Origin of the sequence: Novosphingobium mangrovi (assembly GCF_022818885.1) — a bacterium.
Lineage (GTDB): Bacteria > Pseudomonadota > Alphaproteobacteria > Sphingomonadales > Sphingomonadaceae > Novosphingobium > Novosphingobium mangrovi.
Map to the genome: position 1 here is coordinate 38,280 of NZ_JALHAT010000005.1, position 20,939 is coordinate 59,218.

General features: G+C 64.5%; 22 protein-coding genes. 15 read left to right on the forward strand and 7 right to left on the reverse strand.

Annotated elements, in window-relative coordinates; genetic code table 11:
* Nucleotides 1–101: 101 nt before the first annotated feature.
* The 8 genes from cobT to MTR65_RS05405 all read left to right on the forward strand — a co-directional run bounded on the left by cobT (nucleotide 102) and on the right by MTR65_RS05405 (nucleotide 9,417).
* Nucleotides 102–1,925: a cobaltochelatase subunit CobT gene (cobT, locus tag MTR65_RS05370; protein WP_226636837.1), complete on the forward strand. Its 1,824-nt coding sequence runs from the start codon at nucleotides 102–104 to the stop codon at nucleotides 1,923–1,925.
* Nucleotides 1,922–2,584 (forward strand): nitroreductase, encoded by a 663-nt coding sequence (locus tag MTR65_RS05375; RefSeq protein ID WP_243797869.1) that lies wholly within the window; start codon nucleotides 1,922–1,924, stop codon nucleotides 2,582–2,584. Before cobT ends, MTR65_RS05375 begins: the two co-directional genes overlap by 4 nt.
* A 25-nt stretch (nucleotides 2,585–2,609) precedes the next feature.
* Nucleotides 2,610–3,515, forward strand: coding sequence for an EamA family transporter (locus MTR65_RS05380; RefSeq protein WP_243797871.1), 906 nt, complete (start codon nucleotides 2,610–2,612; stop codon nucleotides 3,513–3,515).
* A gap of 279 nt (nucleotides 3,516–3,794) precedes the next feature.
* Nucleotides 3,795–4,274, forward strand: a complete 480-nt coding sequence (locus tag MTR65_RS05385) for a hypothetical protein (RefSeq protein ID WP_243797874.1) — start codon at nucleotides 3,795–3,797, stop codon at nucleotides 4,272–4,274.
* A gap of 6 nt (nucleotides 4,275–4,280) precedes the next feature.
* The gene (locus MTR65_RS05390) at nucleotides 4,281–4,853 is read left to right on the forward strand and encodes a DUF2846 domain-containing protein (RefSeq protein ID WP_243797877.1); all 573 of its coding nucleotides are present in this window, start codon (nucleotides 4,281–4,283) and stop codon (nucleotides 4,851–4,853) included.
* Between the two features lie 93 nt (nucleotides 4,854–4,946).
* Nucleotides 4,947–6,398, forward strand: a complete 1,452-nt coding sequence (cysS, locus tag MTR65_RS05395; RefSeq protein ID WP_243797880.1) for a cysteine--tRNA ligase — start codon at nucleotides 4,947–4,949, stop codon at nucleotides 6,396–6,398.
* 276 nt (nucleotides 6,399–6,674) lie between these two features.
* Nucleotides 6,675–7,625 (forward strand): D-2-hydroxyacid dehydrogenase, encoded by a 951-nt coding sequence (locus MTR65_RS05400; RefSeq protein WP_243797883.1) that lies wholly within the window; start codon nucleotides 6,675–6,677, stop codon nucleotides 7,623–7,625.
* A 118-nt stretch (nucleotides 7,626–7,743) separates the two neighbouring features.
* Nucleotides 7,744–9,417, forward strand: a complete 1,674-nt coding sequence (locus tag MTR65_RS05405; RefSeq protein WP_243797886.1) for an acetolactate synthase large subunit — start codon at nucleotides 7,744–7,746, stop codon at nucleotides 9,415–9,417.
* A 12-nt stretch (nucleotides 9,418–9,429) separates the two neighbouring features.
* On the opposite strand, the gene MTR65_RS05410 is transcribed toward MTR65_RS05405, so the two are convergent.
* Nucleotides 9,430–9,813: a hypothetical protein gene (locus MTR65_RS05410; protein ID WP_243797888.1), complete on the reverse strand. Its 384-nt coding sequence runs from the start codon at nucleotides 9,811–9,813 to the stop codon at nucleotides 9,430–9,432.
* Nucleotides 9,803–10,003, reverse strand: coding sequence for a hypothetical protein (locus tag MTR65_RS05415; RefSeq protein WP_039393190.1), 201 nt, complete (start codon nucleotides 10,001–10,003; stop codon nucleotides 9,803–9,805). The genes MTR65_RS05410 and MTR65_RS05415 overlap by 11 nt, the downstream gene beginning before the upstream one ends.
* Nucleotides 10,004–10,106: 103 nt before the next feature.
* Between MTR65_RS05415 and MTR65_RS05420 the strand changes: the two genes are divergently transcribed.
* Both MTR65_RS05420 and MTR65_RS05425 read left to right on the forward strand, forming a co-directional pair.
* Entirely contained in the window at nucleotides 10,107–10,751 is a 645-nt protein-coding gene (locus MTR65_RS05420) for a LexA family transcriptional regulator (RefSeq protein ID WP_243798134.1), read from the forward strand.
* Between the two features lie 68 nt (nucleotides 10,752–10,819).
* The gene (locus MTR65_RS05425) at nucleotides 10,820–11,500 is read left to right on the forward strand and encodes an MBL fold metallo-hydrolase (RefSeq protein WP_327194317.1); all 681 of its coding nucleotides are present in this window, start codon (nucleotides 10,820–10,822) and stop codon (nucleotides 11,498–11,500) included.
* Nucleotides 11,501–11,513: 13 nt separating this feature from the next.
* Here the strand turns inward: MTR65_RS05425 and MTR65_RS05430 are convergent, their stop codons facing one another.
* Nucleotides 11,514–11,906, reverse strand: coding sequence for an MAPEG family protein (locus MTR65_RS05430; protein ID WP_243797891.1), 393 nt, complete (start codon nucleotides 11,904–11,906; stop codon nucleotides 11,514–11,516).
* Between the two features lie 163 nt (nucleotides 11,907–12,069).
* Between MTR65_RS05430 and rpmF the strand changes: the two genes are divergently transcribed.
* The 5 genes from rpmF (at nucleotide 12,070) to MTR65_RS05455 (ending at nucleotide 15,151) form a co-directional block, all read left to right on the forward strand.
* Nucleotides 12,070–12,249 (forward strand): 50S ribosomal protein L32, encoded by a 180-nt coding sequence (rpmF, locus tag MTR65_RS05435; RefSeq protein WP_013833797.1) that lies wholly within the window; start codon nucleotides 12,070–12,072, stop codon nucleotides 12,247–12,249.
* A gap of 28 nt (nucleotides 12,250–12,277) precedes the next feature.
* On the forward strand, nucleotides 12,278–13,339 hold the full coding sequence (gene plsX / locus MTR65_RS05440) for a phosphate acyltransferase PlsX (protein WP_039393202.1): 1,062 nt from the start codon (nucleotides 12,278–12,280) through the stop codon (nucleotides 13,337–13,339).
* Entirely contained in the window at nucleotides 13,336–14,310 is a 975-nt protein-coding gene (locus MTR65_RS05445) for a beta-ketoacyl-ACP synthase III (RefSeq protein ID WP_327194319.1), read from the forward strand. Before plsX ends, MTR65_RS05445 begins: the two co-directional genes overlap by 4 nt.
* Before the next feature lie 110 nt (nucleotides 14,311–14,420).
* Entirely contained in the window at nucleotides 14,421–14,717 is a 297-nt protein-coding gene (locus tag MTR65_RS05450; protein WP_243797895.1) for an integration host factor subunit alpha, read from the forward strand.
* 50 nt (nucleotides 14,718–14,767) lie between these two features.
* Nucleotides 14,768–15,151, forward strand: coding sequence for a MerR family transcriptional regulator (locus MTR65_RS05455; RefSeq protein WP_243798139.1), 384 nt, complete (start codon nucleotides 14,768–14,770; stop codon nucleotides 15,149–15,151).
* A 136-nt stretch (nucleotides 15,152–15,287) separates the two neighbouring features.
* Here MTR65_RS05455 and MTR65_RS05460 read toward each other — a convergent pair whose 3' ends face one another.
* From MTR65_RS05460 to MTR65_RS05475, 4 genes are all read right to left on the reverse strand, one after another.
* Nucleotides 15,288–15,605, reverse strand: coding sequence for a hypothetical protein (locus MTR65_RS05460; protein WP_243797898.1), 318 nt, complete (start codon nucleotides 15,603–15,605; stop codon nucleotides 15,288–15,290).
* A gap of 371 nt (nucleotides 15,606–15,976) precedes the next feature.
* Nucleotides 15,977–16,522, reverse strand: a complete 546-nt coding sequence (locus tag MTR65_RS05465; RefSeq protein WP_243797901.1) for a SixA phosphatase family protein — start codon at nucleotides 16,520–16,522, stop codon at nucleotides 15,977–15,979.
* A 59-nt stretch (nucleotides 16,523–16,581) separates the two neighbouring features.
* A complete protein-coding gene (locus tag MTR65_RS05470) occupies nucleotides 16,582–19,302 on the reverse strand; it encodes an ATP-dependent DNA helicase (protein ID WP_243797903.1) in 2,721 nt (906 codons plus the stop codon).
* Between the two features lie 104 nt (nucleotides 19,303–19,406).
* The gene (locus tag MTR65_RS05475) at nucleotides 19,407–20,849 is read right to left on the reverse strand and encodes an amidohydrolase family protein (RefSeq protein ID WP_243797905.1); all 1,443 of its coding nucleotides are present in this window, start codon (nucleotides 20,847–20,849) and stop codon (nucleotides 19,407–19,409) included.
* Nucleotides 20,850–20,939 lie beyond the last annotated feature (90 nt).

Genomic DNA, 20,939 nt, shown 5'->3' on the forward strand with positions numbered 1-20,939 from the left:
TTCCGATCAGGGCTCTCAATCTCAGCCTGTTTCCTTGGCCAAGTCGTTGGCATGGCGAACCTGTTTGAGGCTCGGGGCCGTATGCGCTAGCTGTCATCCCCATGTCCGACGAATCTCCAGCCGACCGCTTCAAGTCCGCCCTTGCCGTAGCCTCGCGCGCCATCGCGCAGGACAACGAGATCGAGGTGAACTGGACTGCCGATACCGCCAGTTCCTCGGGCAGCCTTTTCCGCATTCCGATGCCCGGCCGTCAGGTGCCGCGCGATGCCGCGATGAAGGCGCGCGGCGAGGCGGACCGCCTTTCGCTGCGCCTGCGCTATCACAACCCCAAGTCCCACATGCGCGAGGCGCCGAGCGAACCCATCGCGCGCGCCTGCTATGACGCGGTCGAGGCTGTGCGCTACGAAGCCATCGGCAGCAACGCCTACGAGGGCATGCGCGCCAATCTCGACAGCGCGCTCGAGGCGCGCATCGCGACCGATCCCATCGCCCGCGCTGAAGCGCCCGATGAGGTGCCGATTGCCTCGGCGCTCTCGCTGCTCCTGCGCGAGCGCCTGACCGGCCAAGACATTCCCGAGGTCGCACGTCCCGGTGTCGACATGGTGCGCACCTGGATCGAGAGCCGTGCTGCCTCCGATTTCGAGGCGCTCGCCAATTCGGTCGAGGACCAGCGGGCCTTCCAGTCGCTCTCGCTCGACATGCTCCAGCACCTCGAACTGACGCGCATGGAGCCGACCGACATGCCGCCCGAGGACAATGACGACCTCGATGGCGACGAGGAGACCGAGGAGCAGCAGGACGGCGAGGACGCCGGGCAGGAGCCCCAGCCCTCCGAGATGGCCGCCGAGCCCCAGATGGGCGAAAACGAGGGCGAAAGCGACGCCGAAGGCGATGCCTCCGACGACATGGAGGAAGGCCAGGAAGGCGACGAGGGCGAAGAGGGCATGATGCCCGTGCGGCCCAACCGCCAGTGGACCGATATTCCCGCCGATTTCGACTACGAAGTCTTTACCGAGGCCTTCGACGAGGTCGTGAGTGCGGCGGACCTGTGTGACGAGGATGAACTGACGCGCCTGCGCGCCTATCTCGACGCGCAACTGAAGGGCCTCCAGGGCGTCGTCACGCGGCTTGCCAATCGAATGCAGCGCCGCCTCATGGCGCAGCAGAACCGCTCCTGGGACTTCGACCAGGAAGAGGGCATGCTCGACGCTGCGCGCCTCGCCCGTGTCGTCGTCTCGCCCGGCTCCTCGCTTTCCTACAAGGTCGAGCGTGATGTCGAGTTCAAGGACACCGTCGTGACCCTGCTGCTCGACAATTCGGGTTCGATGCGCGGACGTCCGATCTCGATCGCGGCGATCAGCGCAGACGTCATGGCGCGCACGCTTGAGCGCTGCGGGGTCAAGGTCGAGATTCTGGGCTTTACCACGCGCGCATGGAAGGGCGGGCAGAGCCGCGAGCACTGGCTGGCCAACGGCAAGCCCGCGCACCCCGGCCGTCTCAACGACCTTCGCCACATCGTCTACAAGAAGGCCGACGAGCCCTGGCGCCGCGCGCGCAAGAACCTGGGCCTGATGATGCGCGAGGGGCTGCTCAAGGAAAACATCGACGGCGAGGCGCTGCTCTGGGCGCACGAGCGCCTGCTCGCCCGGCCCGAGGATCGCCGTATCCTGATGGTGATCTCCGATGGCGCGCCGGTCGACGATTCCACCCTTTCGGTCAATTCCGCCGGTTACCTGGAGGCGCACCTGCGCCGGGTGATCGAGTGGATCGAAGGCAAGTCGCCGGTGCAACTGGTCGCCATCGGCATCGGGCACGACGTGACCCGCTACTACCGCCGCGCCGTCACGATCATGGACGCCGAACAACTGGGCGGCACCATGATCGAGCAATTGGCCGGCCTGTTCGAGGAAGAAAAGAAAGCATGAATGTTACCGAGGCTGTCGCCAGCCGCCGCTCGATCCGCGCCTACACGGACGAGAAGGTGCCGCTCGACGTCCTGACCCGGGTTCTCGACAAGGCGCGCATGGCGCCCTCGGGCTGCAACTTCCAGCCTTGGGAAGCCACCGTTTTGACCGGTGAGCCGCTCAAGGCCCTGCAGGCCAAGCTCCTGCCCGCCGAGCGCCAGGACCCGATCGAGTACAGCTACTCCGAACCGCAGAAGTCGGAGCGTTATCTGCCCCGCCTCCAGGAACTGGGCGCGCAGATGTACGGCGCGATGGGCATCGCGCGCGACGACAAGGAAAGTCGCAACCGTTTCGTGGAGGCCAACAAGGTTTCGTTCGGCGCGCCGGTCCTGATGCTGATCTACATGGAGCGTCTGCACGCTGCGCCGCAGTGGTCGGACGTGGGCATGTGGCTGCAGACGATCATGCTGCTGCTGCGCGAAGAGGGGCTCGATTCCTGCCCGCAGGAGTGGATGAGTGACTTCGGCCGTATCATCAAGGACCATATCGGGGTGAGCGATGAAACGCACATCCTCTTCTGCGGCCTTGCCATCGGGTACGGCGACCGTTCCGATCCGGTCAACCAGTTCGAACGTACCCGTACGCCGCTTGAGGATCAGGTCCGCTTCGCGGGCTTCTGATCCCGGCCTGCGAGAGCCTGCGCGCATGACGTCTACTTTCCTGTGGGTGCCGTTCACCCTGGCGGCCGCGCTCGCGCAGGTATTTCGCAACGCTTTCCAGTCCCGCCTGACGGGACGGATCGGCACGGCCGGAGGCACCCAGGTGCGCTTCGTCTTCGGCCTGCCGTTCGCGGTGCTGTTCCTGGCAACGCTTGTCGGAATTACCGGACAGGACCTGCCCGCCATACCGCCCGCCTCGTGGGGCTGGGCGGCGCTGGGCGGGGTGACCCAGATCGCCGCGACCGCGCTGATGCTGGTCGTCATGTCGCGCCGGGACTTCGGCGTTGCCTATGCCTACATCAAGACCGAGCCCGCGACCGTGGCGGTCCTCGGGCTCGTTCTCATTGGCGACCGCCTGCCTGCACTGGGCTGGCTGGCGGTGGTGGTCGTCACAATCGGCGTCGTGCTCGCCTCGCTCAAGCCCGGGGACGGGGCGGGGGACCTGGCCGACTGGAAGTCGCTTGTCGTAGGTGTCATCAGCGGCGCGCTTTTTGGCCTCACCGCCATCTGCTTTCGCGCTTCGATCGAGGCGGTGGGTGAGGGCACATTTCTCATGAGCAGCCTGCTCATGCTGGTGACTTCACTGGCGATCCAGAGCGGGGTGATGGCGCTGTGGTTCGTCTTTCGCGATGCCAAGGCCTTCACCCATTCCTTGCGCGAATGGCGCCTCAGCGTGCCTGCGGGCGCGCTGGGCGCACTGGCGTCGGCAGGCTGGTTCATCGCCTTCTCGCTGACGATGGCGGCCAACGTGCGCACGCTGGCGCTGATCGAGATGCCGATCGTTGCGCTGGTCTCGCGCTATATGTCGGGACGCTGGCTCACCAGCCGCGAATGGACAGGCTTCGTGCTCATCACGCTGGGGGTCTGCGTGTTGATGATTGCCCACGCCTGACAGGATTGCGCGCGGCCCGCAAGGTAACCTGAACAGCGGCTGCGTGGGCCTGCATTTTTGACATTGCAAACTCTGTAAATCGGAACATAAGCAAGGTTAACCCGGATATCGATCCGGAGATTCTTGGGAGAGCAGCACATGCGCAAGGGTGTGCTTGTGTGCCTTGGCGCGGGTGTGTTGGCGCCGTTTCCATGCCTGGCTGAGGAGGCACCCCCGGTGCCGTCTTCCGCGTCTTCCGCGCCAGCATGTCAGTACGCCATTCCTGCCTTGACCCCGATCGTGATCGAGACCCTTGTCGATCTTGGTAGCGCGGTGAGCCAGTCGCTCGACACTTTCCCGCTCCGCCTTGCCGAACCCATCGTCGTCGATGGGCACGAGGTGCTGCCCGCAGGCAGCGCGGGCGAAGGCGAAGTGGTCCATGCGAAGAAGGCCGGGGGCAGTGGGACGCCGGGCGAACTTGTTCTGGCGGCGCGCTGGCTGGAGGCGTGCGGAACACGGCTTCGGCTGCGTTCGATGCATGTCGCGCTGGCTGGGCAGGGGGCGGTTGCAACCGTGAATGCGATCAACGCGGGGGCGGCGCTGGCGCCCGTTCCTATCGGGCTCGTAGGCTTTGCGATACGCGGCCGCAATGTGCTCTATCCCGCAGGGACCCGCGCCACGGCGAAGATTGCGGTGCTGTTCGAGCCGCCCGCGCCGGTCCCGGAAGCACAAGACCTTTTGCCGACATCCAATCCGGATGCGGCTGTTTACGAAGGGTAAACACCAATGAAGAGTGAGGCAAAATGGTCGGTTCTGGCCGGGCTCGGGCTTGCGTTGTCCACACAACCCGCGCTGGCTGCCAGCGAGGCGGACCCTGTTGCAATCCCGGCGCCGCCTGCCGGTAAGGGACAGATTGTCTTCTACCGCACTGGCACGATCATGGGAGCGGCCATGGGCTGTTCGGTCAACGAGAACGGCGAGAAGATCAGCTCGCTGGGGGCAGGGCGCTACTTCATCCTCGTGACCGAGCCGGGGCGTCACGAATACACCGTGAAGAGCGAGGCCAAGGATGTGCTCGCACTTGAGGTCGAGCCCGATGAAACCCAGTACGCGATGTGCCGGATCAAGATGGGCTTCATGGCGGGGCGGCCGGATCTGAGGCCCTCGACCGAGGCCGAGTTCGTGAAGTCCGGGACCGATCGTCTCGTCGATGCAGACGACATGGGACCTGGCCCCGGAGCCCTGCGCCCCGATGAGGTCGAACTTGCCCTTTCAGGCGCGGCGGGCGCGGCGATAGAAGATGACGCGCCGATTGCGGACGAGCCAGCCGATGCGGAGGAGGGCGCTCCGGCAGCCTGAGCGAACGTGTGCGGACGGGAGGGGGCACGCTTCCTCCCGATCCGTGCCTCGAGGCGCCTTGACCTTTGGCGCGGCCTGCCTAATGCCGCGGGCATGACCGATCTTCCCGAGCTGACGCTGTTCAACAGCCTGACCCGCCAGATGGAACCCTTCCAGCCCGTCCACGAGGGCGAGGCGCGGGTCTATACCTGCGGGCCGACGGTCTACAACTACCCTCACATCGGCAACATGCGCGCCTATGTCTTCGCCGACATTCTGGGCCGGACGCTCAGCCACCGGGGCCTCAAGCTCACCCACGTCATCAACATCACCGACGTCGGCCATCTGACCGATGATGGCGACGAGGGCGAGGACAAGATGGAAAAGATGGCCGCGCAAAAGGCGCAGTCGATCTGGGACATCGCGCGCCACTACACGCAGGCGTACTGGGACGACATCAAGGCGCTCAACATCCGCCAGCCCGCGCACTGGTCGATTGCGACCGACTACGTCGAGCAGATGATCGACTTCGCCAAGGAAATTGCGCCCAGGCACTGCTACGAGCTGGAAAGCGGTCTCTACTTCGATGTCTCCACCGTCGCCGACTACGGGCGCCTTGCCCGTGCGGTCACCGAGGAAGGCGAGGGCCGTATCGAGGCGGTCGAGGGCAAGCGCAACGCGGCCGACTTCGCGATCTGGCGCAAGACCCCGGCGGGCGAGAAGCGCCAGATGGAATGGGATTCGCCGTGGGGGCCGGGCGCGCCGGGCTGGCACCTGGAATGCTCGGTCATGTCGGGCAAGCTGCTGGGCTTCCCCTTCGATATTCACACCGGCGGCATCGACCACCGCGAGATCCACCACCCCAACGAGATCGCCCAGAACCAGGCGTTCTGCTGTGCAGGTGGCCTCGACGTGCCCGGAAATTCGGGCGCGAAGGTGTGGATGCACAACAACTTCCTCGTCGAGCGTTCGGGCAAGATGAGCAAGTCCTCGGGCGAGTTCCTGCGGCTGCAGCTGCTCATCGACAAGGGCTATCACCCGCTTGGCTACCGCATGATGTGCCTTCAGGCGCATTACCGTTCGGAGCTGGAGTTCTCGTGGGATGGTCTCGCCGCCGCGCTGACCCGCCTGAAGCGCATGATCATGGCGGCAGAGCGGCTGAAGGACGTCGAGGCGGGGGCGCCTGCCCACCCCAAGCTCGCCCCGATGATCGCGACGTTCGAGAAGGCCCTGGCCGAGGATCTCAACACCCCCATCGCGCTGACCGCGCTGGAGGACGTCCTGGCCGCCAAGAAGGTCGACCCGGCCGCCAAACGCGCGGTGGTTGAGATGATGGACGAGGTCTTCGGCCTTGGTCTGTTCGAGACCGGCCGAGCGGACCTGCGCTTGCGGCCGCTGTCCGCTGAAATCGCCGAAGAGGAGATCGAGGAGACGCTGGTGCGGCGCAAGGAAGCCCGTGCGAACAAGGACTTCGCGACCTCCGATGCCCTTCGCGACGAACTTGCAGGCAAGGGCGTCGAGGTCATGGATGGTGACCCGCTCGGCTGGGAATGGAAGCTCGGCTGATTTCAGCTCTTCCATTCAGGAAAGGCTGAGAGAAGAAAAGGATAGTTCCGAGGGCCATCGCCCTCGGGCTCCCCGTACCGTCGGCCTCACCCTCCGAACGCCATGGGCGCGGGAGTGACTTGAGGTCGCGCATTCTGGGGGTGTCAACACCTACCCGGAATGGCTCTGTAAGCTCCGCGCATGGCGCGTGCAAAAAAGACGATTGAACCTGAACGCAATTGCGTCCGTTATCCCTCCAAACGCCGTTTGATTTCCGACGCTTTCGAGGAATAGCCTGTGACCCGCGCTCTTGTTCATGCCAATTTTCGCCGCTTTCTCGACGGACAGATGCCTGACGGTGTCGAGCCGGTCTGGTACGAGAACGACGAAGAATTCGCCGCGAAACTCCGTGATGTGGAGGTGGTCTGGCCCGATTATCTCATTCGCGATTCGGCCGATGCGGTGCTGGGCAAGGCGCTGGAAGGCGCCAACGTGCTGCAATGGTGCAGCGTCATGTCCTCAGGCGTCGACTGGCTGCCGCTTGCCTCGTTTCGCGCGAACGGCATCACGCTCACCAATGGGGCCGGGCTGCACGCGCACAGCGTGGCCGAATTCGCGCTCCTGGGCATGCTCTCGTTCAACAAGAAGTGGGGGCAGATACGCGACAGCCAGGCGCGTCATGAATGGCTGGAGGAGGCGCCGGGCACGGGCGAACTGCTCGATGCACGGGTACTGGTGATCGGCGCGGGCGAGATCGGCCAGCGTATCCGCACGCTGCTCGAAGCCTTCGACGCGCAGGTCACGATGGCCCGCCGCACGCCGCAGGGCGAGGATCTGGGCCAGGACGAATGGCGCGCACGGCTGGGCGAGTTCGACTGGGTGGTGCTGATCGTGCCCTCGACGCCCGAGACGATCGGCATGTTCGGCAAGGACGAACTGGCCGCGATGAAGAAGGGCGCTGCGCTTGTGAATGTGGCGCGCGGAGAAGTGCTGGATCAGGACGCCTTGCTCGAGGCGCTGCGTTCGGGGCATCTGGGCGGCGCCTACCTCGATGTGACCGACCCGGAACCCTTGCCGGCCGATCATCCACTTTGGGACTGCCCGAACGTGGAGATTTCGATGCACTGTTCAGGGCTTGCCCAGAACAGTCTGCTGCGCCGGGCCTCTCTGCGTTTTCTGGAGAATCTGCGCCGGTTCCAGGCGGGCGAGGATCTCGTTCACCGAGTCGATTTCGACCGCGGCTATTGAGGCCGGAACGGAACTTTGCTCCCGGCCGTTGGTAGGACAAGGTGCCCGTTTGCAAGGTCGCGCCCATCCGGGCAACCTGCAGCGGATACGTAGCTGGATCGAGAAGGAGGACCCCTAGATGGCGGAAGCGGATACGACCAAGGCTTCGGACCTGTTCGTGCAGTGTCTGGAAAACGAAGGGGTCGAATACGTCTTCGGCGTGCCGGGGGAGGAAAACCTCGACTTTCTCGATTCGCTCTCGCGCTCGGGTTCGATCCGGCTGATCCTCACGCGCCACGAACAGGGCGCCGGTTTCATGGCGGCCACCTACGGGCGCCATACCGGCAAGGCGGGCGTGTGCCTTTCCACGCTGGGGCCGGGCGCCACGAACTTGGTCACCGCGGCGGCTTATGCGCAGCTGGGCGGCATGCCGATGGTGATGATCACCGGTCAGAAGCCGATCAAGAAGTCCAAGCAGGGGCGCTTCCAGATTCTCGATGTGGTCGCGCTCATGCACCCGATCACCAAGTACGCGCACCAGATGGCCTCGGCGGACAATATCCCGAGCCGGGTGCGCGAGGCGTTTCGCCTTGCTGAAGAGGAAAAGCCCGGCGCCTGCCACATCGAACTGCCCGAGGATATCGCGGATGAGCGCACGCTCTCGCGCCCGGTCGCAGGGTCGGTGGTACGCCGTCCTTCGGCGGACGTGAAATCGATCCGTCAGGCCTGCGAGGCTTTGGAATCCGCGCGCAAGCCGCTTCTCGTCATCGGCGCAGGCGCCAACCGCAAGATGACCAGCAACATGCTGAGCGAATTCGTCGAGAAAACGGGCATTCCTTTCCTGACAACGCAGCTGGGCAAGGGCGTGATTGATGAGCGCCATCCCAAGTTCCTGGGCTGTGCGGCACTTTCTGCGGGTGACTTCGTTCACCGCGCGATCGAGGATGCGGACTGCATCGTCAACATCGGTCACGACGTGATCGAGAAGCCGCCGTTCTTCATGCACAACGATGCGGCGTGCCAGGAGCGCAAGGTCATCCACGTCTCGACCCAGACGGCCGAAGTAGACCCTGTCTATTTCCCCCATATCGAGGTGATCGGCGATATCGCCAACGCCATGTGGCAGATCAAGGAGGCGATCAAGCCGTCCTCGAAGTGGGATTTCTCGGCGATGCTGCGCTACCGCGAGGCCGAAGTCGAGCACACCGCCGGGCTGGCGTCGGACGCCCGCTTCCCGGTCTTCCCGCCGCATCTTGTGCGCGAAGTGCGTGATGTCATGCCCGAGGACGGGATCGTGTGTCTCGACAACGGCATCTACAAGATCTGGTTTGCGCGCGGTTACACCGCCTACCAGCCCAATACGGTGCTGCTCGATAACGCGCTTGCCTCAATGGGCGCGGGGCTTCCCTCGGCCATGGCCAGCGCCATGGTCTATCCTGAGCGCAAGGTCATGGCCGTGTGCGGGGATGGCGGGTTCATGATGAACAGCCAGGAACTCGAGACGGCGGTGCGTCTCAAGCTCAACCTGACCGTGCTGGTGCTGAACGACAATGCCTATGGCATGATTCGCTGGAAGCAGGCGAACATGGGCTTTGCCGATTTCGGACTGACGTACGACAATCCCGATTTCGTCCAGTACGCGCAGAGCTACGGGGCCAACGGATACCGGGCCGAGAGTGCGGGGAACTTGCGCGAATTGCTGGAGCATTGTCGGGACACGCCGGGCGTCCACCTGATCGACTGTCCGGTCGATTACTCGGAAAACGACCACATCCTGAATACCGAGATCAAGGAGCTTTCCCGGGCGCTCTGAGAGCGCGGGGACCTAGATGTCGTCGAGGAGGAGGATTTCGATTTCCACCGAAAGGCGGGGCGGCGCGCCGTTGACGTGATCGGTTCCGCGCAGGGCTGCATCGGCAACGAGGTGGCCGGGGATCACGAATTCGTGGTCCGCAAGGGCCTCTATGAACTGCTCCCCGTCCTCGATCGCCTCGTTTCCCTGAAAGGTCAGCGCAACCGAATGGCGTGCGCCGGCGAAGGTCGCGCTCGACCAGGGGCGCTCACAATGGCGAAGGAGTTCGGCGCGGGGCCCTGCCAGTTGCAGGATCTGGGTGACGATCTGCAGCCAAGGGCCGCGCTGCGGGCGGGCGCGCGCGGCGGACGTATCGCGCCCCTTGGTCTCGGCGTGGAGGGCAAGATCAACGTGCATGGGCGGTCTCCCCGTTGGCGGCGCGGTAGCCGGACATGAACCCTTCGACCCTGTGGGTCATGGCTGCGCGCGGTTCGCGTCCGTTGCGCAGGTCTTCCACGAAGCGCGGGTCGCGGGCGACGAGCCTGCCGAAGCGGGTGCGGGACATCTTGGTCGCGCTCAGGAAGCGCTCGATCTCGCGAATCAACATGAGGCGGATTTTCCTTTCCTTCATTGGTTGAGCTAATGTTCATCTTATGTTCCAACTCAAATCCTACTTGTCTAGGAAATTTCCTTCGTGTACGGATTACATTATGGTAAGCGATCCTATCCGAAGCCGCCTGTTGGAACTCGCCGATGCGCGCGGGGTAAGCCTCTCCGCGCTGTCGCGAATGCTGGGGAAGAACCCAAGCTATCTCCAGCAATTCGTGCGTAAGGGCAGTCCGAAGAAGCTTGAGGAGACGGACCGTGGTGCTTTGGCCCGGTTCTTCCGGGTAGGCGAGGAGGAGCTCGGTAAGCCGGAGGATATTTCCTCCGGTTCTGGAGGAAATTCGTCGCAGTGGGTGGAAATTCCCCGCCTCGTGCTGGGTGCGTCGGCGGGGCCGGGGGCGCTCGATTCGCAGGACGCCGCGTTCGATTCGGTCCGTTTTTCCACGCGTTGGCTTCGGGCCATGGGGTTGCAACCCGGAAACCTCGCGATGATCGCCGTCCTCGGCGATTCGATGGAGCCGACCTTGCGCGATGGCGACGAGATCCTCGTCGATCAGGGGCAGCGCGGCTTGCGCGATGGCATCCATGTCGTGCGCGTGGATGGCACGTTGTTGGTCAAGCGCGTCGAGACCGGGCGGCCGGGCCTTGTCGCTTTGCGCAGCGACAACCCGGCCTATGGCGTGATCGAGTGCCGTCCCGAAGATGTCGCGGTTGTCGGGCGCGTGGTCTGGAAGGGTGGGCGGATCTAGCGGCTGGTTCGCCGCTGCAACAGATCGTGTGGTTGCATTCGGCGCGGGCCGGAGTCATGTCCCGGAGCATGACCGAACCAAGCCAGCCCATGCGTGTGGGCATCATCCCTGTCACTCCGCTCCAGCAGAACTGCTCGCTCGTGTGGTGCACCAAGACCATGCGTGGCGCGCTTGTCGATCCGGGCGGTGACCTGCCCAAGCTCAAGCAGGCGCTGGAGCAGACCGGCGTTATCCTGGAGAAGATCCTGATCACGCATGGTCATCTCGACCACTGTGGTCAGGCGGGTGTGCTCGCCAAGGAGATGGGCGTGCCTATCGAAGGGCCGCACGAGGAAGATCGCTTCTGGATCGCCCAGCTCGACGATGACGGGCCGCGCTGGAACATGGAGGCGCACACCTTCGAGCCCGATCGCTGGCTGGAACATGGCGATACGGTGACGGTCGGCGATCTGGAACTCGATGTCGTCCATTGTCCGGGGCACACGCCTGGTCACGTCGTGTTCCACCACGCACCGAGCCGCTTTGCGATGGTAGGTGATGTTCTCTTCCAGAACGGGATCGGGCGCTGGGACTTTCCGCGTGGTAATCTGGAGGACTTGGTCAACTCGATCACGCAGCGGCTCTGGCCGCTGGGCGATGACGTGACCTTCGTGCCCGGGCACGGGCCTGTCAGCACCTTCGGGGACGAGCGCCGCACCAACCCCTACGTCAGCGACAAGGCGCTCGAGCGCGGTCTTCCCATGAGCTGAGAGCGCAGCTCGCTCAGAACAGGCCCAGCGCGATCAGGACGGCAACTACGGCGAGGCCCAGCGTGACGAGGAGGCCGATCCCGAAGCCGCCGGCGCGCAAGGCATTGATGTCGCTGCGGTCCATGCCCAGGCCATGGCACACCCGCGCGGCCATGAAGAGCGCTCCGGCAAGGGGGAGCCAGATGCCGCCCTTGCCGGAAATCTCGATGGCGCCTGCCAGGATCAGCAGGAAGGGCGCGTTCTCGATGAAGTTCGCTTGGGCGCGCATGCGCTGCATCAGGCGCGGATTGTCGCCGTCCCCATGGAGGATCTTTTCCTGACCGCGCATCTTGCCGATCCGGGCGCCAAGCCAGAGGTTGATCAGTACTGCAGTCGCTGCAAGGCACAGTGTTGTAGGCAGGATCATGGTGTTTTGCTCTCTCGTGAAGCCCGTTAGTTTGTGATGGGGTGAGGAACGGCTTGCAACTCTCCAGAAATCGGGTATAGGCCCGCCTTCGCAAGCCGCCGGTCCGAGTACGGGCCCTGGCGGCCTTTTTTACATTAACGCATTTCCAGGAACAGGTGCCGAGATGGCAGTCCCCAAAAGAAAAACCACCCCGTCCCGCCGGGGCATGCGTCGCAGCCATGACGCGCTCAAGGTCGAGGCTTTTCACGAGTGCCCGAACTGTGGTGAGCTGAAGCGCCCGCACAACCTCTGCAACGCTTGTGGCCACTACAACGGCCGTGAGATCGTCGCGGTCGAAATCTAAGACCTCGCACGAAGTTCGGAGATTGCCCATGAGTTTGCCGCGTATCGCCATCGATGCGATGGGCGGCGACGAGGGGGTGCGCGTCATGATCGAGGGCGCTGCACTTGCGCGCCGTCGTCATGACCAGTTCCAGTTCCTGCTCGTCGGCGACGAGGAGCGGATCAAGAATGCGCTTCAGGATCATCCGAACCTGCGCGCCTCGTCCGAGATCATCCATACCGATGGTGTGATCAGTGGCGAGGACAAGCCGAGTCAGGCTCTTCGCCGTTCCAAGGGGACGTCGATGGGGCGTGCCATCGAGGCGGTGAAGGCAGGTGATGCCGGCGCCGCCGTCAGTGGTGGCAACACCGGCGCGCTGATGGCCATTTCCAAGTTGACCCTGCGCACCATGCCGGGGATCGACCGGCCTGCGCTTGCCGCACTTATGCCCACGCTCGGCGACAACGACCTGATCATGCTTGATCTGGGCGCCAACACTGAGTGCGACAGCCGCAACCTGGTCCAGTTCGCGATCATGGGGGCGGCCTATGCACGCGTCGTGTCCGGCCGGGCCGAGCCGCGCGTGCGTCTGCTCAACATCGGCACCGAAGAGATCAAGGGCACCGAGCTTCTGCGCGATGCCTCCGCGATCCTGCGCGAAGCGGCCAAGGAACTGTCGATTTCCTTTGACGGGTTCACCGAGGCCGACAAGATGGCGCATGGCAACGTCGATGTCGTGGTGACCGATGGCTTCTCGGGCAACATTGCCCTCAAGGCCGTGGAAGGGACGGCGCGTTTCGTCGCGGACCTCCTGCGCCGCAGTTTTTCCAGTTCGCTGCGCTCGAAGATCGGTTTCCTGATCTCGCGCCCTGCCACTGAACTGCTCAAGCACCATCTTGACCCCAACAATCATAACGGCGCGGTCTTCCTGGGTCTGAACGGCATTGTCGTGAAGAGCCACGGGGGCGCCAGCGCCGCAGGTGTCGCAAATGCGGTCGCCGTGACCGCCCGCCTTCTGGAGGAACGAGTGACCGAGCGTATCAGCGCCGACCTGGCCCGTGTAGGCGATTCATCGCTGTGGATGCCGGGTGCCCAGGAAGAGCGCGCCTGATGCGCCGTTCGGTTCTGCTCGGTACCGGTTCGGCTCTCCCCGAAAAGGTTGTCTCCAACAGCGAACTCGCCCAGCGTGTCGACACCAGCGATGAATGGATCGTCGAACGTACCGGGATCACCCAGCGCTATATCGCAGGTCCCGATGAAACGACGTCGAGCCTGGCTACCAAGGCGGCGCTGAAGGCGATCGAGGCCTCGGGCATCGAAGCTGCCAGCATCGATCTCATCGTGCTGGCGACGGCCACCCCCGACCAGACGTTCCCGGCTACGGCGACCACGGTCCAGCACAATCTGGGCTGCGGCGGGTGCATTGCCTTTGACGTAGCAGCGGTCTGTTCGGGCTTCCTCTATGCCGTGGGCGTGGTCGACTCGATGCTGCGTTCGGGCATGGCCCAGCGCGCGCTTGTGATCGGGGCCGAGACGTTCAGCCGGATTCTCGACTGGGAAGACCGCACGACCTGCGTCCTTTTTGGAGACGGTGCGGGTGCGATCGTGCTCGAAGCGCAGGAGCAGGCCGAGGGCGAAACGCCCCGCGGTATTCTCGCAACCAAGCTCCATGCCGATGGGGCCCACAATCAGTTGCTCTATGTCGATGGCGGCCCTTCGACCACCGGTACCGTGGGCAAGCTGCGCATGAAGGGCCGTGAGGTGTTCCGTCATGCCGTGGTGAACCTGGCCCAAGTGCTTCACGAAGTGCTCGAGGCAGAAGGTCTGACGACGGCGGACATCGACTGGCTGGTGCCGCACCAGGCCAATGCCCGTATTCTGGATGGTACCGCCAAGAAGCTTTCGCTCTCGCCCGAGAAGGTCGTCAAGACGGTGGGCGAGCATGCGAATACCTCGGCCGCCTCGGTTCCGCTGGCGCTTGATCAGGCCGTACGCGATGGCCGGATCACGCAGGGCGACCTCGTCGTGCTGGAAGCCATGGGCGGTGGTTTCACTTGGGGCGCGAGCCTTTTGCGGGTCTGAATTCGATAAAACGCATTTTGGATGCGTTCCTTATTCGACCCAGCATTGCAATTTTCGTTGATTTTCATATCATCCCCTCAGGATAAGCGTTTGAAGGGGATGCAGGCTTGATGCGGTCAGTGGATACATTGACGCGAGCGGAACTCGCGGACGCGATTCATCGTCAACTCGGACTGTCGAGGACGGAGTCGCTCTCCATGGTGGAATCTATCCTCCAGCACATGGTGACGGCCCTCGGTGACGGTGAGAACGTGAAGATCTCCGGTTTCGGAACATTCCTCCTGCGCGACAAGGGTGAGCGCATGGGGCGTAATCCCAAGACCGGGGTGGAGGTGCCGATCACGCCGCGGCGTGTCCTCACCTTCCGGGCCAGCCAGATGCTGAAGGACCGCATTGCCGGGGCCTGAGGCCAGACGGAGTGCGGATTCTGAAGACTTCTTCCAACAATTTGAAGGCAATGCACGGGGCGCCGGGCTCGCACAAGCAGCCCGGCGCTCTGCGTACGATCGGTGAGGTCAGCGCCTTGCTGGGCCTGCGCCAGCATGTCCTGCGCTATTGGGAGACCCAGTTCCCGATGCTGCAGCCGGTCAAGCGCAGCGGTTCGCGGCGCTACTACCGTCCCGAGGATATCGCGCTGCTGCGTCGGATCGATGATCTGGTCCATCGCGAAGGGTATACATTGCGCGGTGCCAGCCAGCTTCTGGAGCAAGAGGCGTCTGGCGGAGAGGCTTTGCGCGCGTCGAACTCGTCCGAAGTTTCCGATCTGAATACAGACGAATCAATGCGGAAAACCCTTAGTAAAATTCGTGAAAAGCTCCGGTCAGCACTTGAGGCTGGTTAATAATCTGTAAGGTGGATTGGCGAGCGTTGGCGCGGAGTTATCCCGAGATCGGCAGGAGAATACCCTGACGGCTTTCGCCCATAGGGTGGACATTGCCACGAGTGCCGCCGACATGTGACGACAATAGGACGGCGGATCACTTCCGCTGCCGGGCGATCCTGCGCTTCCACTTCGCCTTCGTTGCGCTTCCACTGGCGTGATATTCGGGCGCCAGAGCGAACTTGTCGCGCGCGTCAAACTGGCGATCACCGCGAGCAGCAAAGGCTTTGAACAGCCTGTAGGCTCGCCATGCTGTAAAGGCGGTCCAGGCACTAGCAGCAATGCCGGCAATGACCCAGGCCCACGTTGCAGCTGTAGTGCCCACATGCGACTGGATCGCCCCAGCCAGCACGAACGGCAGTATCGCGAGAAGCGGCGTAACCGGCCGCACTCGTGTGCCCAGATCGTGATCCACGAAGCGGCGCAACCGTAGATATGGGCTTGTTTTGCGTTTCACACGGAAAGTCTGCCACACTTGGCGGTGTGCCGCTACTAACAGCCTTTCGCGGGCAACAGTGATGCGGGGGCGCCTGAAAAGTTTTGGGGCGCGCGGGTTCTGCTTGAGGCGTTTCGTGTGATTGTGGAACGTGGGCGTCCGGGAGTGTGCGACGAGAAGGGGCTGCCTATCCGGAAGTTTGACGCCTGGTCAGTCCGTGAGGTGAAATAAATCAAGCACTTGTTTTTCGGGAAAAAGATACGCTCGCCGATTTGATGCTTGGCAGAATAAGCTGGCCGATAGCGTCCTCGCCACAGGGCGACGTGCCTGCTGCTTTCTGAACCTGACGCCTAGAAGTTGGCGTTCGGGCCGAGGTCGGGATCGAGATCGCGCGGGCGCTGCAGGTGGACGAGCTTGGCGCATCCCATATCGACCTTGTCCCAGCTGTCGATGTCGAGCTGGAGCACGGCGAACGCGGCAGTCGGCAGCTTCTCCTCCACGATGTCGCGTAGGGGGCTGTTCCCATCGTCGGGCACGAGATCGAAGATGAGGTCTTCGAGGCCGGGGTTGTGGCCGACCATCATGATCGAGGCGGGGTCGCCATCCTGTTCGCGCAGCACGTCGATGAGCGTGGCGGAACTGGCCAGATAGATGCGGCGGTCCCAGGTGATCGACGGGGCCGCGCCGGCCGCTTCGCTGGCAAGGTCGAGGGTCTGGGTGACGCGGACCGCAGGCGAGGCGAGAATGCGGCTCCAGTTCTGGGCATGGTCACGGATGTGCAAACCCATGATGGCCGCGCCCTTGCGGCCGCGCGCGTTCAGGGGGCGGTCGAAGTCGCGAAGGCGCGCATCGTTCCAGTCCGACTTGGCGTGGCGAAAAATTCCAAGGGTCTTCATGGGCTCTGCCGCTTCCTAAAACATCTGCCTGCGCGCCAGGCGGGCGTGGTGCCGGTTCTTCATCCGCGATCAGCCGGGTCGGCCGGGTTCGCGATCGGTTTCCCTGAAGCATGACCGGCGACGCGCTGTAAAGCCTCGTCGAGCGAAATTCGCGCGATGGGGGTGCCTTCGGGGAAGGCGTCGAGCAGCCGTGAGGGAAAGGCCGAGGACAGCACGATGAAGTGCCCGCGATCCTCCTTGCTGCGGATAAGACGCCCGAAGGCCTGCGCAAGGCGGGCCCGGATGATGCTGTCGTCATAGGCCGACCCACCGCCCGCCATGCGCCGTGCACGGTGCAGGATCGTGGGCCGGGGCCAGGGCACTTGCTCCATGATGACGGTGCGAAGCGAGTGGCCAGGAACGTCCACGCCGTCGCGCAGTGCATCGGTGCCCAGCAGAGAGGCGCCCGGATCATCGCGAAAGATGTCGACCAGTGTGCCGGTGTCGATGGGATCGACGTGCTGGGCGTAGACGGGAAGGCCACCGCGCGCGAGCCGGTCCGCGATACGCCCGTGAACGGCACGAAGACGCCGGATCGCGGTGAACAGGCCGAGCACGCCGCCGCCCGAAGCCTCGATCAGGCGCCCGTAGGCGGCGGCAAGCGCGGCAATGTCGCCGCGCGGGACATCGCGCACGATCAGGACCTCGGCCTGCGCGGCATAGTCGAACGGGCTGGGGCTGAGCGACAGGCGCGGGCTCACCTCGATATGCGGCGCGCCCGAGCGGGCGATGGCGCGCTCCCAGCTGTCGCCATCGCGCAAGGTGGCCGACGTCATGATCACCCCGTGCGCGGGTTCGAGTACGACCTTGGCGAAGGGTTTCATCGGATCGAGCCAATGGCGGTGGATGCCGATGTCGAATTCGCGCGCTTCGGAACGGGCAAGGGCCAGCCAGTCGACGTATTCGGGGTCTGCAGGGCCACCGAGGCGTTCGAGCAGGTTTTCCCAGGCGACCAGCAGGTCAATGCGCCAGGTCAGCGAATGGCGTGCGCCCTCAATGCGCGCGCGGCCCTGTCCGTCGAGCCAGTCCGGCCCGTCTTCGAGCAGGGCCTCGAGGCGAAGGCCGAGCTGGATCAGCGGACGGCGTAGTTCCGAAAGGGCAAGGCGTGCGGCCTGGGAAGCCTCGACGAAGGGCCCTTCCAGCCCGGCCGCTTCGGTCTCGAGGCCATAGCCGGCTTCCTGCCCGCCGCTCTCATCGCGCGCGTACACGGTGGCGCGAACCGCGGCGAGCAGCTCTTCCAATGGACCGGACGGCTCGCCGTCGTTGATGCGTTGCAGCCAACCTTCGGAAGGGAGGGCTTCGGCGGCGGAAAGGGCGGTCAGGATCGCCTTGTCGCCTTCATCGTCGTAACTGGCGACATCGGCGAGGCGGGCGGCGAGGCCGCGGCGGCGTCCGCGCGATTTCTTTTCCGGGCCGATCACCCAGCGCCGCAGCTCGATCATCTCGGTGCCCGAAAGCTCGGCGGCGAAAGTCGAATCGGCTGCATCGAAGACATGATGGCCTTCGTCAAACACGATGCGGGTCGGGCGCGAGGCGACATCGCGGCCGCGCGCCGCGTTGATCATTACAAGCGCGTGGTTGCCGATAACGAGGTCCGCGTTGACGCTGGCGCGCGCGGCGCGCTCGATGAAGCATTTGCGGTAGTGCGGGCAGCCGGCATAGACGCATTCGCCGCGCTGGTCGGTTAGTGCCGCGATGCCGCGCTTGCGGAACAGGGTGCCAAGCCATCCGGGCAGATCCCCGCCGATCATGTCGCCGTCCTGCGTGTAGGCGGCCCAGCGCCCTACAAGTTGCGCGAGGATGGCGGCACGCCCGGCAAAGCCACCCTGGAGCGCGTCCTCCAGGTTCAGCAGGCACAGGTAGTTCTCGCGCCCCTTGCGCACGACGACCGGTTGTGAGCCATCGGGCCGCGTCTCGGGCCAGGCGCGGCGGCTTTCCTTGCGCAGCTGGCGTTGCAGCGCCTTGGTGTAGGTCGAGACCCAGACCGTGCCGCCGCTGGCCTCGCTCCAGACCGAGGCGGGGGAGAGGTAGCCCAGCGTCTTGCCCACACCCGTGCCCGCCTGGGCCAGAACGACATGGGGCAGGCCAGCGCGGGTGCGCGGCGCAAAGGCGTGGGCGGCCTCGACGGCGAAGGCCTTCTGGCCCGCGCGCTCCTCGGCGCCTTGTCCGGTGAGGTGGGCCAGGCGGTCGAGAACGGCGCCATCGGGGATGTTGAGCTGGCGCGGCTGGGGCGGCTCGGGCGATTCTTCCCACTCGGGCAAGCGCGTGAAGATCCAGCGCTCGGCCTTCTGCGGCTTGGCGAGGCGCGGGGCGAGAAGCTTGGCCCAGGGCCAGCGCATCTTCACTAGCGATTGCAGCGAGGTCCAGGCGCCTTCGCGCTCTGCCCAATCAGGCTGCTCGCAGGTTTCCAGGAGGCGCATCGCGGCGCGCTGGAGAAGTTCGGGCACTTCACTGTCAGCTTCAGGCCGCGGCAGGCCCAGCGCATCGGCGAGACCCTTGGGCGTGGGCACGACAAAACGGGCGGGGTGCATGAAGGCGTAAAGCTCGAGCAGGTCGAGCCCGGCAAGATCGGGATAGCCAAGCCGCGTCGCAAGTAGCGGGGCGTTCAGGATCAGGTGCGGGGCATCGGCGACCGCGGTGACGGCCTGCCCCTTGGAGAGGGCGCGGGCGCTTCCCTGTCCGTCGTGCAGCCAGCAGCCGCTGTGGCTGGCGTGAAGAGCGGGTAGTCGGGACGCGGACATAGGTCAGGTCTTAAGCGCAGGTGGAACGGAAGGGAATGCGCGCCGTGCATCTATCCGCACCTCAATGGCTGGGGCGCGGCGAAGGGCGGCCCGTTCGCTCCGGTTCACATTCCCAGAGTGGCGGGATCGAGCGGCGTGCCTTGCGCTTCCATTCCAGCCATGAGGTTGCGCAGGGTCCGATCGCTGTTGGGATGTCTGGCGCTTTCGAGAAGCGTGTCGAGATCCTGCCTGTCATGATAACGCCCTCGGGCGATGACGGCCTCGATCTCGCGGCTGCAGCGGATCGTTTCGGCAGGGTCACAGCGGGTGAGGACGATATCGGCTCGGCAGCCTTGCGAGAGGCACCCGCCTGTCTGGTCCTCGTCCAGAACGTCCGCGACGTTGGAGGTGCTCGCGCGCAGGGCCCGGATGGGGGACATTCCGCCGCGCACCATCAGGGCAAGTTCATCGTGCAGGGACTGGCCGGGGATGTTGGTGAAAATACCAGCATCGCTGCCGGTCACCAGGGTGACCCCAGCTTCGTCGAGCATTGCGGTGAAGCGACCGAGCCACAGGTCCTTGGCGGCGTGCTCGGTTGGCTCCTGCCTGGACCACAGCGCGATATACTCCGCCTCTGTCTGCTGGGTCACGGGGTTGAGGGTCTCGGTACCGGCGCGCGCGGCGTAGGCGCCTTTCGTGCGGGCCACCATGACGAGATTGTGGTGCGCCAGAAGCGTTGGCGTGATCGGCGTGCCGCTCTGCGCGATCCGCAGGGCAAGGGCCTGCGCAGCCGTGTCGTCCTGCTGGTCTGCGAGGCCATGCCACAGGATCGATTCGACGTGTTCGATGGTCTCGAAACCGTCGTCGAGGATGTCCTCGAAGGCGATGGAGAAGGGGATATCGCGGGGCATGCCGGGGCGGCGTTCGCCTTCGGGCGCATGCCCGGTGAGGAGCATGTGGCGCTGTGCGGCTTCGTCGCGGATTGCTTCGTAGGCTTCGCGGCGCAAGTTGGAATAGGTCTTGAGGCGGGTGAACCCGGCCGCGTGCTGGGCTGCGACCGCGGCGCGGGCCTCCTGTGCGGTCTCGACGATCTGATGATTGATCTGCTGGTTCGCGCCCGCGCTGTTGAGGATGGGGCCGCTGGTAAGAAGGCGCGGTCCATCGAGTTCGCCCCGCGCGATACGCTGTGCGAGCTCAAGGTGAAAAGGCATGCCCGACATGTTGCGCACGCTCGTCACACCGTGGGCGAGGTAGGCGCCCAGTTCCGCCTCGTCCCAGACATGGACGTGCATGTCGGTGAGGCCGGGAAATGCGGTGAGGCCCGTGCCATCGATGACACGCGCGCCGTCAGAGGGTGGGGCCGAGCCGGAAGGCCCTGCGTAGACGATGGTCTCGTCGGCGATGACCAGAGTGGCATCGCGTGTGCGTGGGCTAGCCTCTTGCCCGGGATCGAGAAGTGTAACCCCGGTGACGACAAGGCGTTTGTCCGAGCTCGCGGCTGAGGCCGTGCCCGGCTGGAGCAGCGCCACGGCGGCAAGACAAAGCTGCAGAATGCGAAAGGCCGGCATGAATCCCCTCCATGCCGGCCAGTCTGCGCATTATCGCGCCCGGTTCAAGTCACCAGAGTGATCCGGCTTGAACGGACGCAATTCGAATGG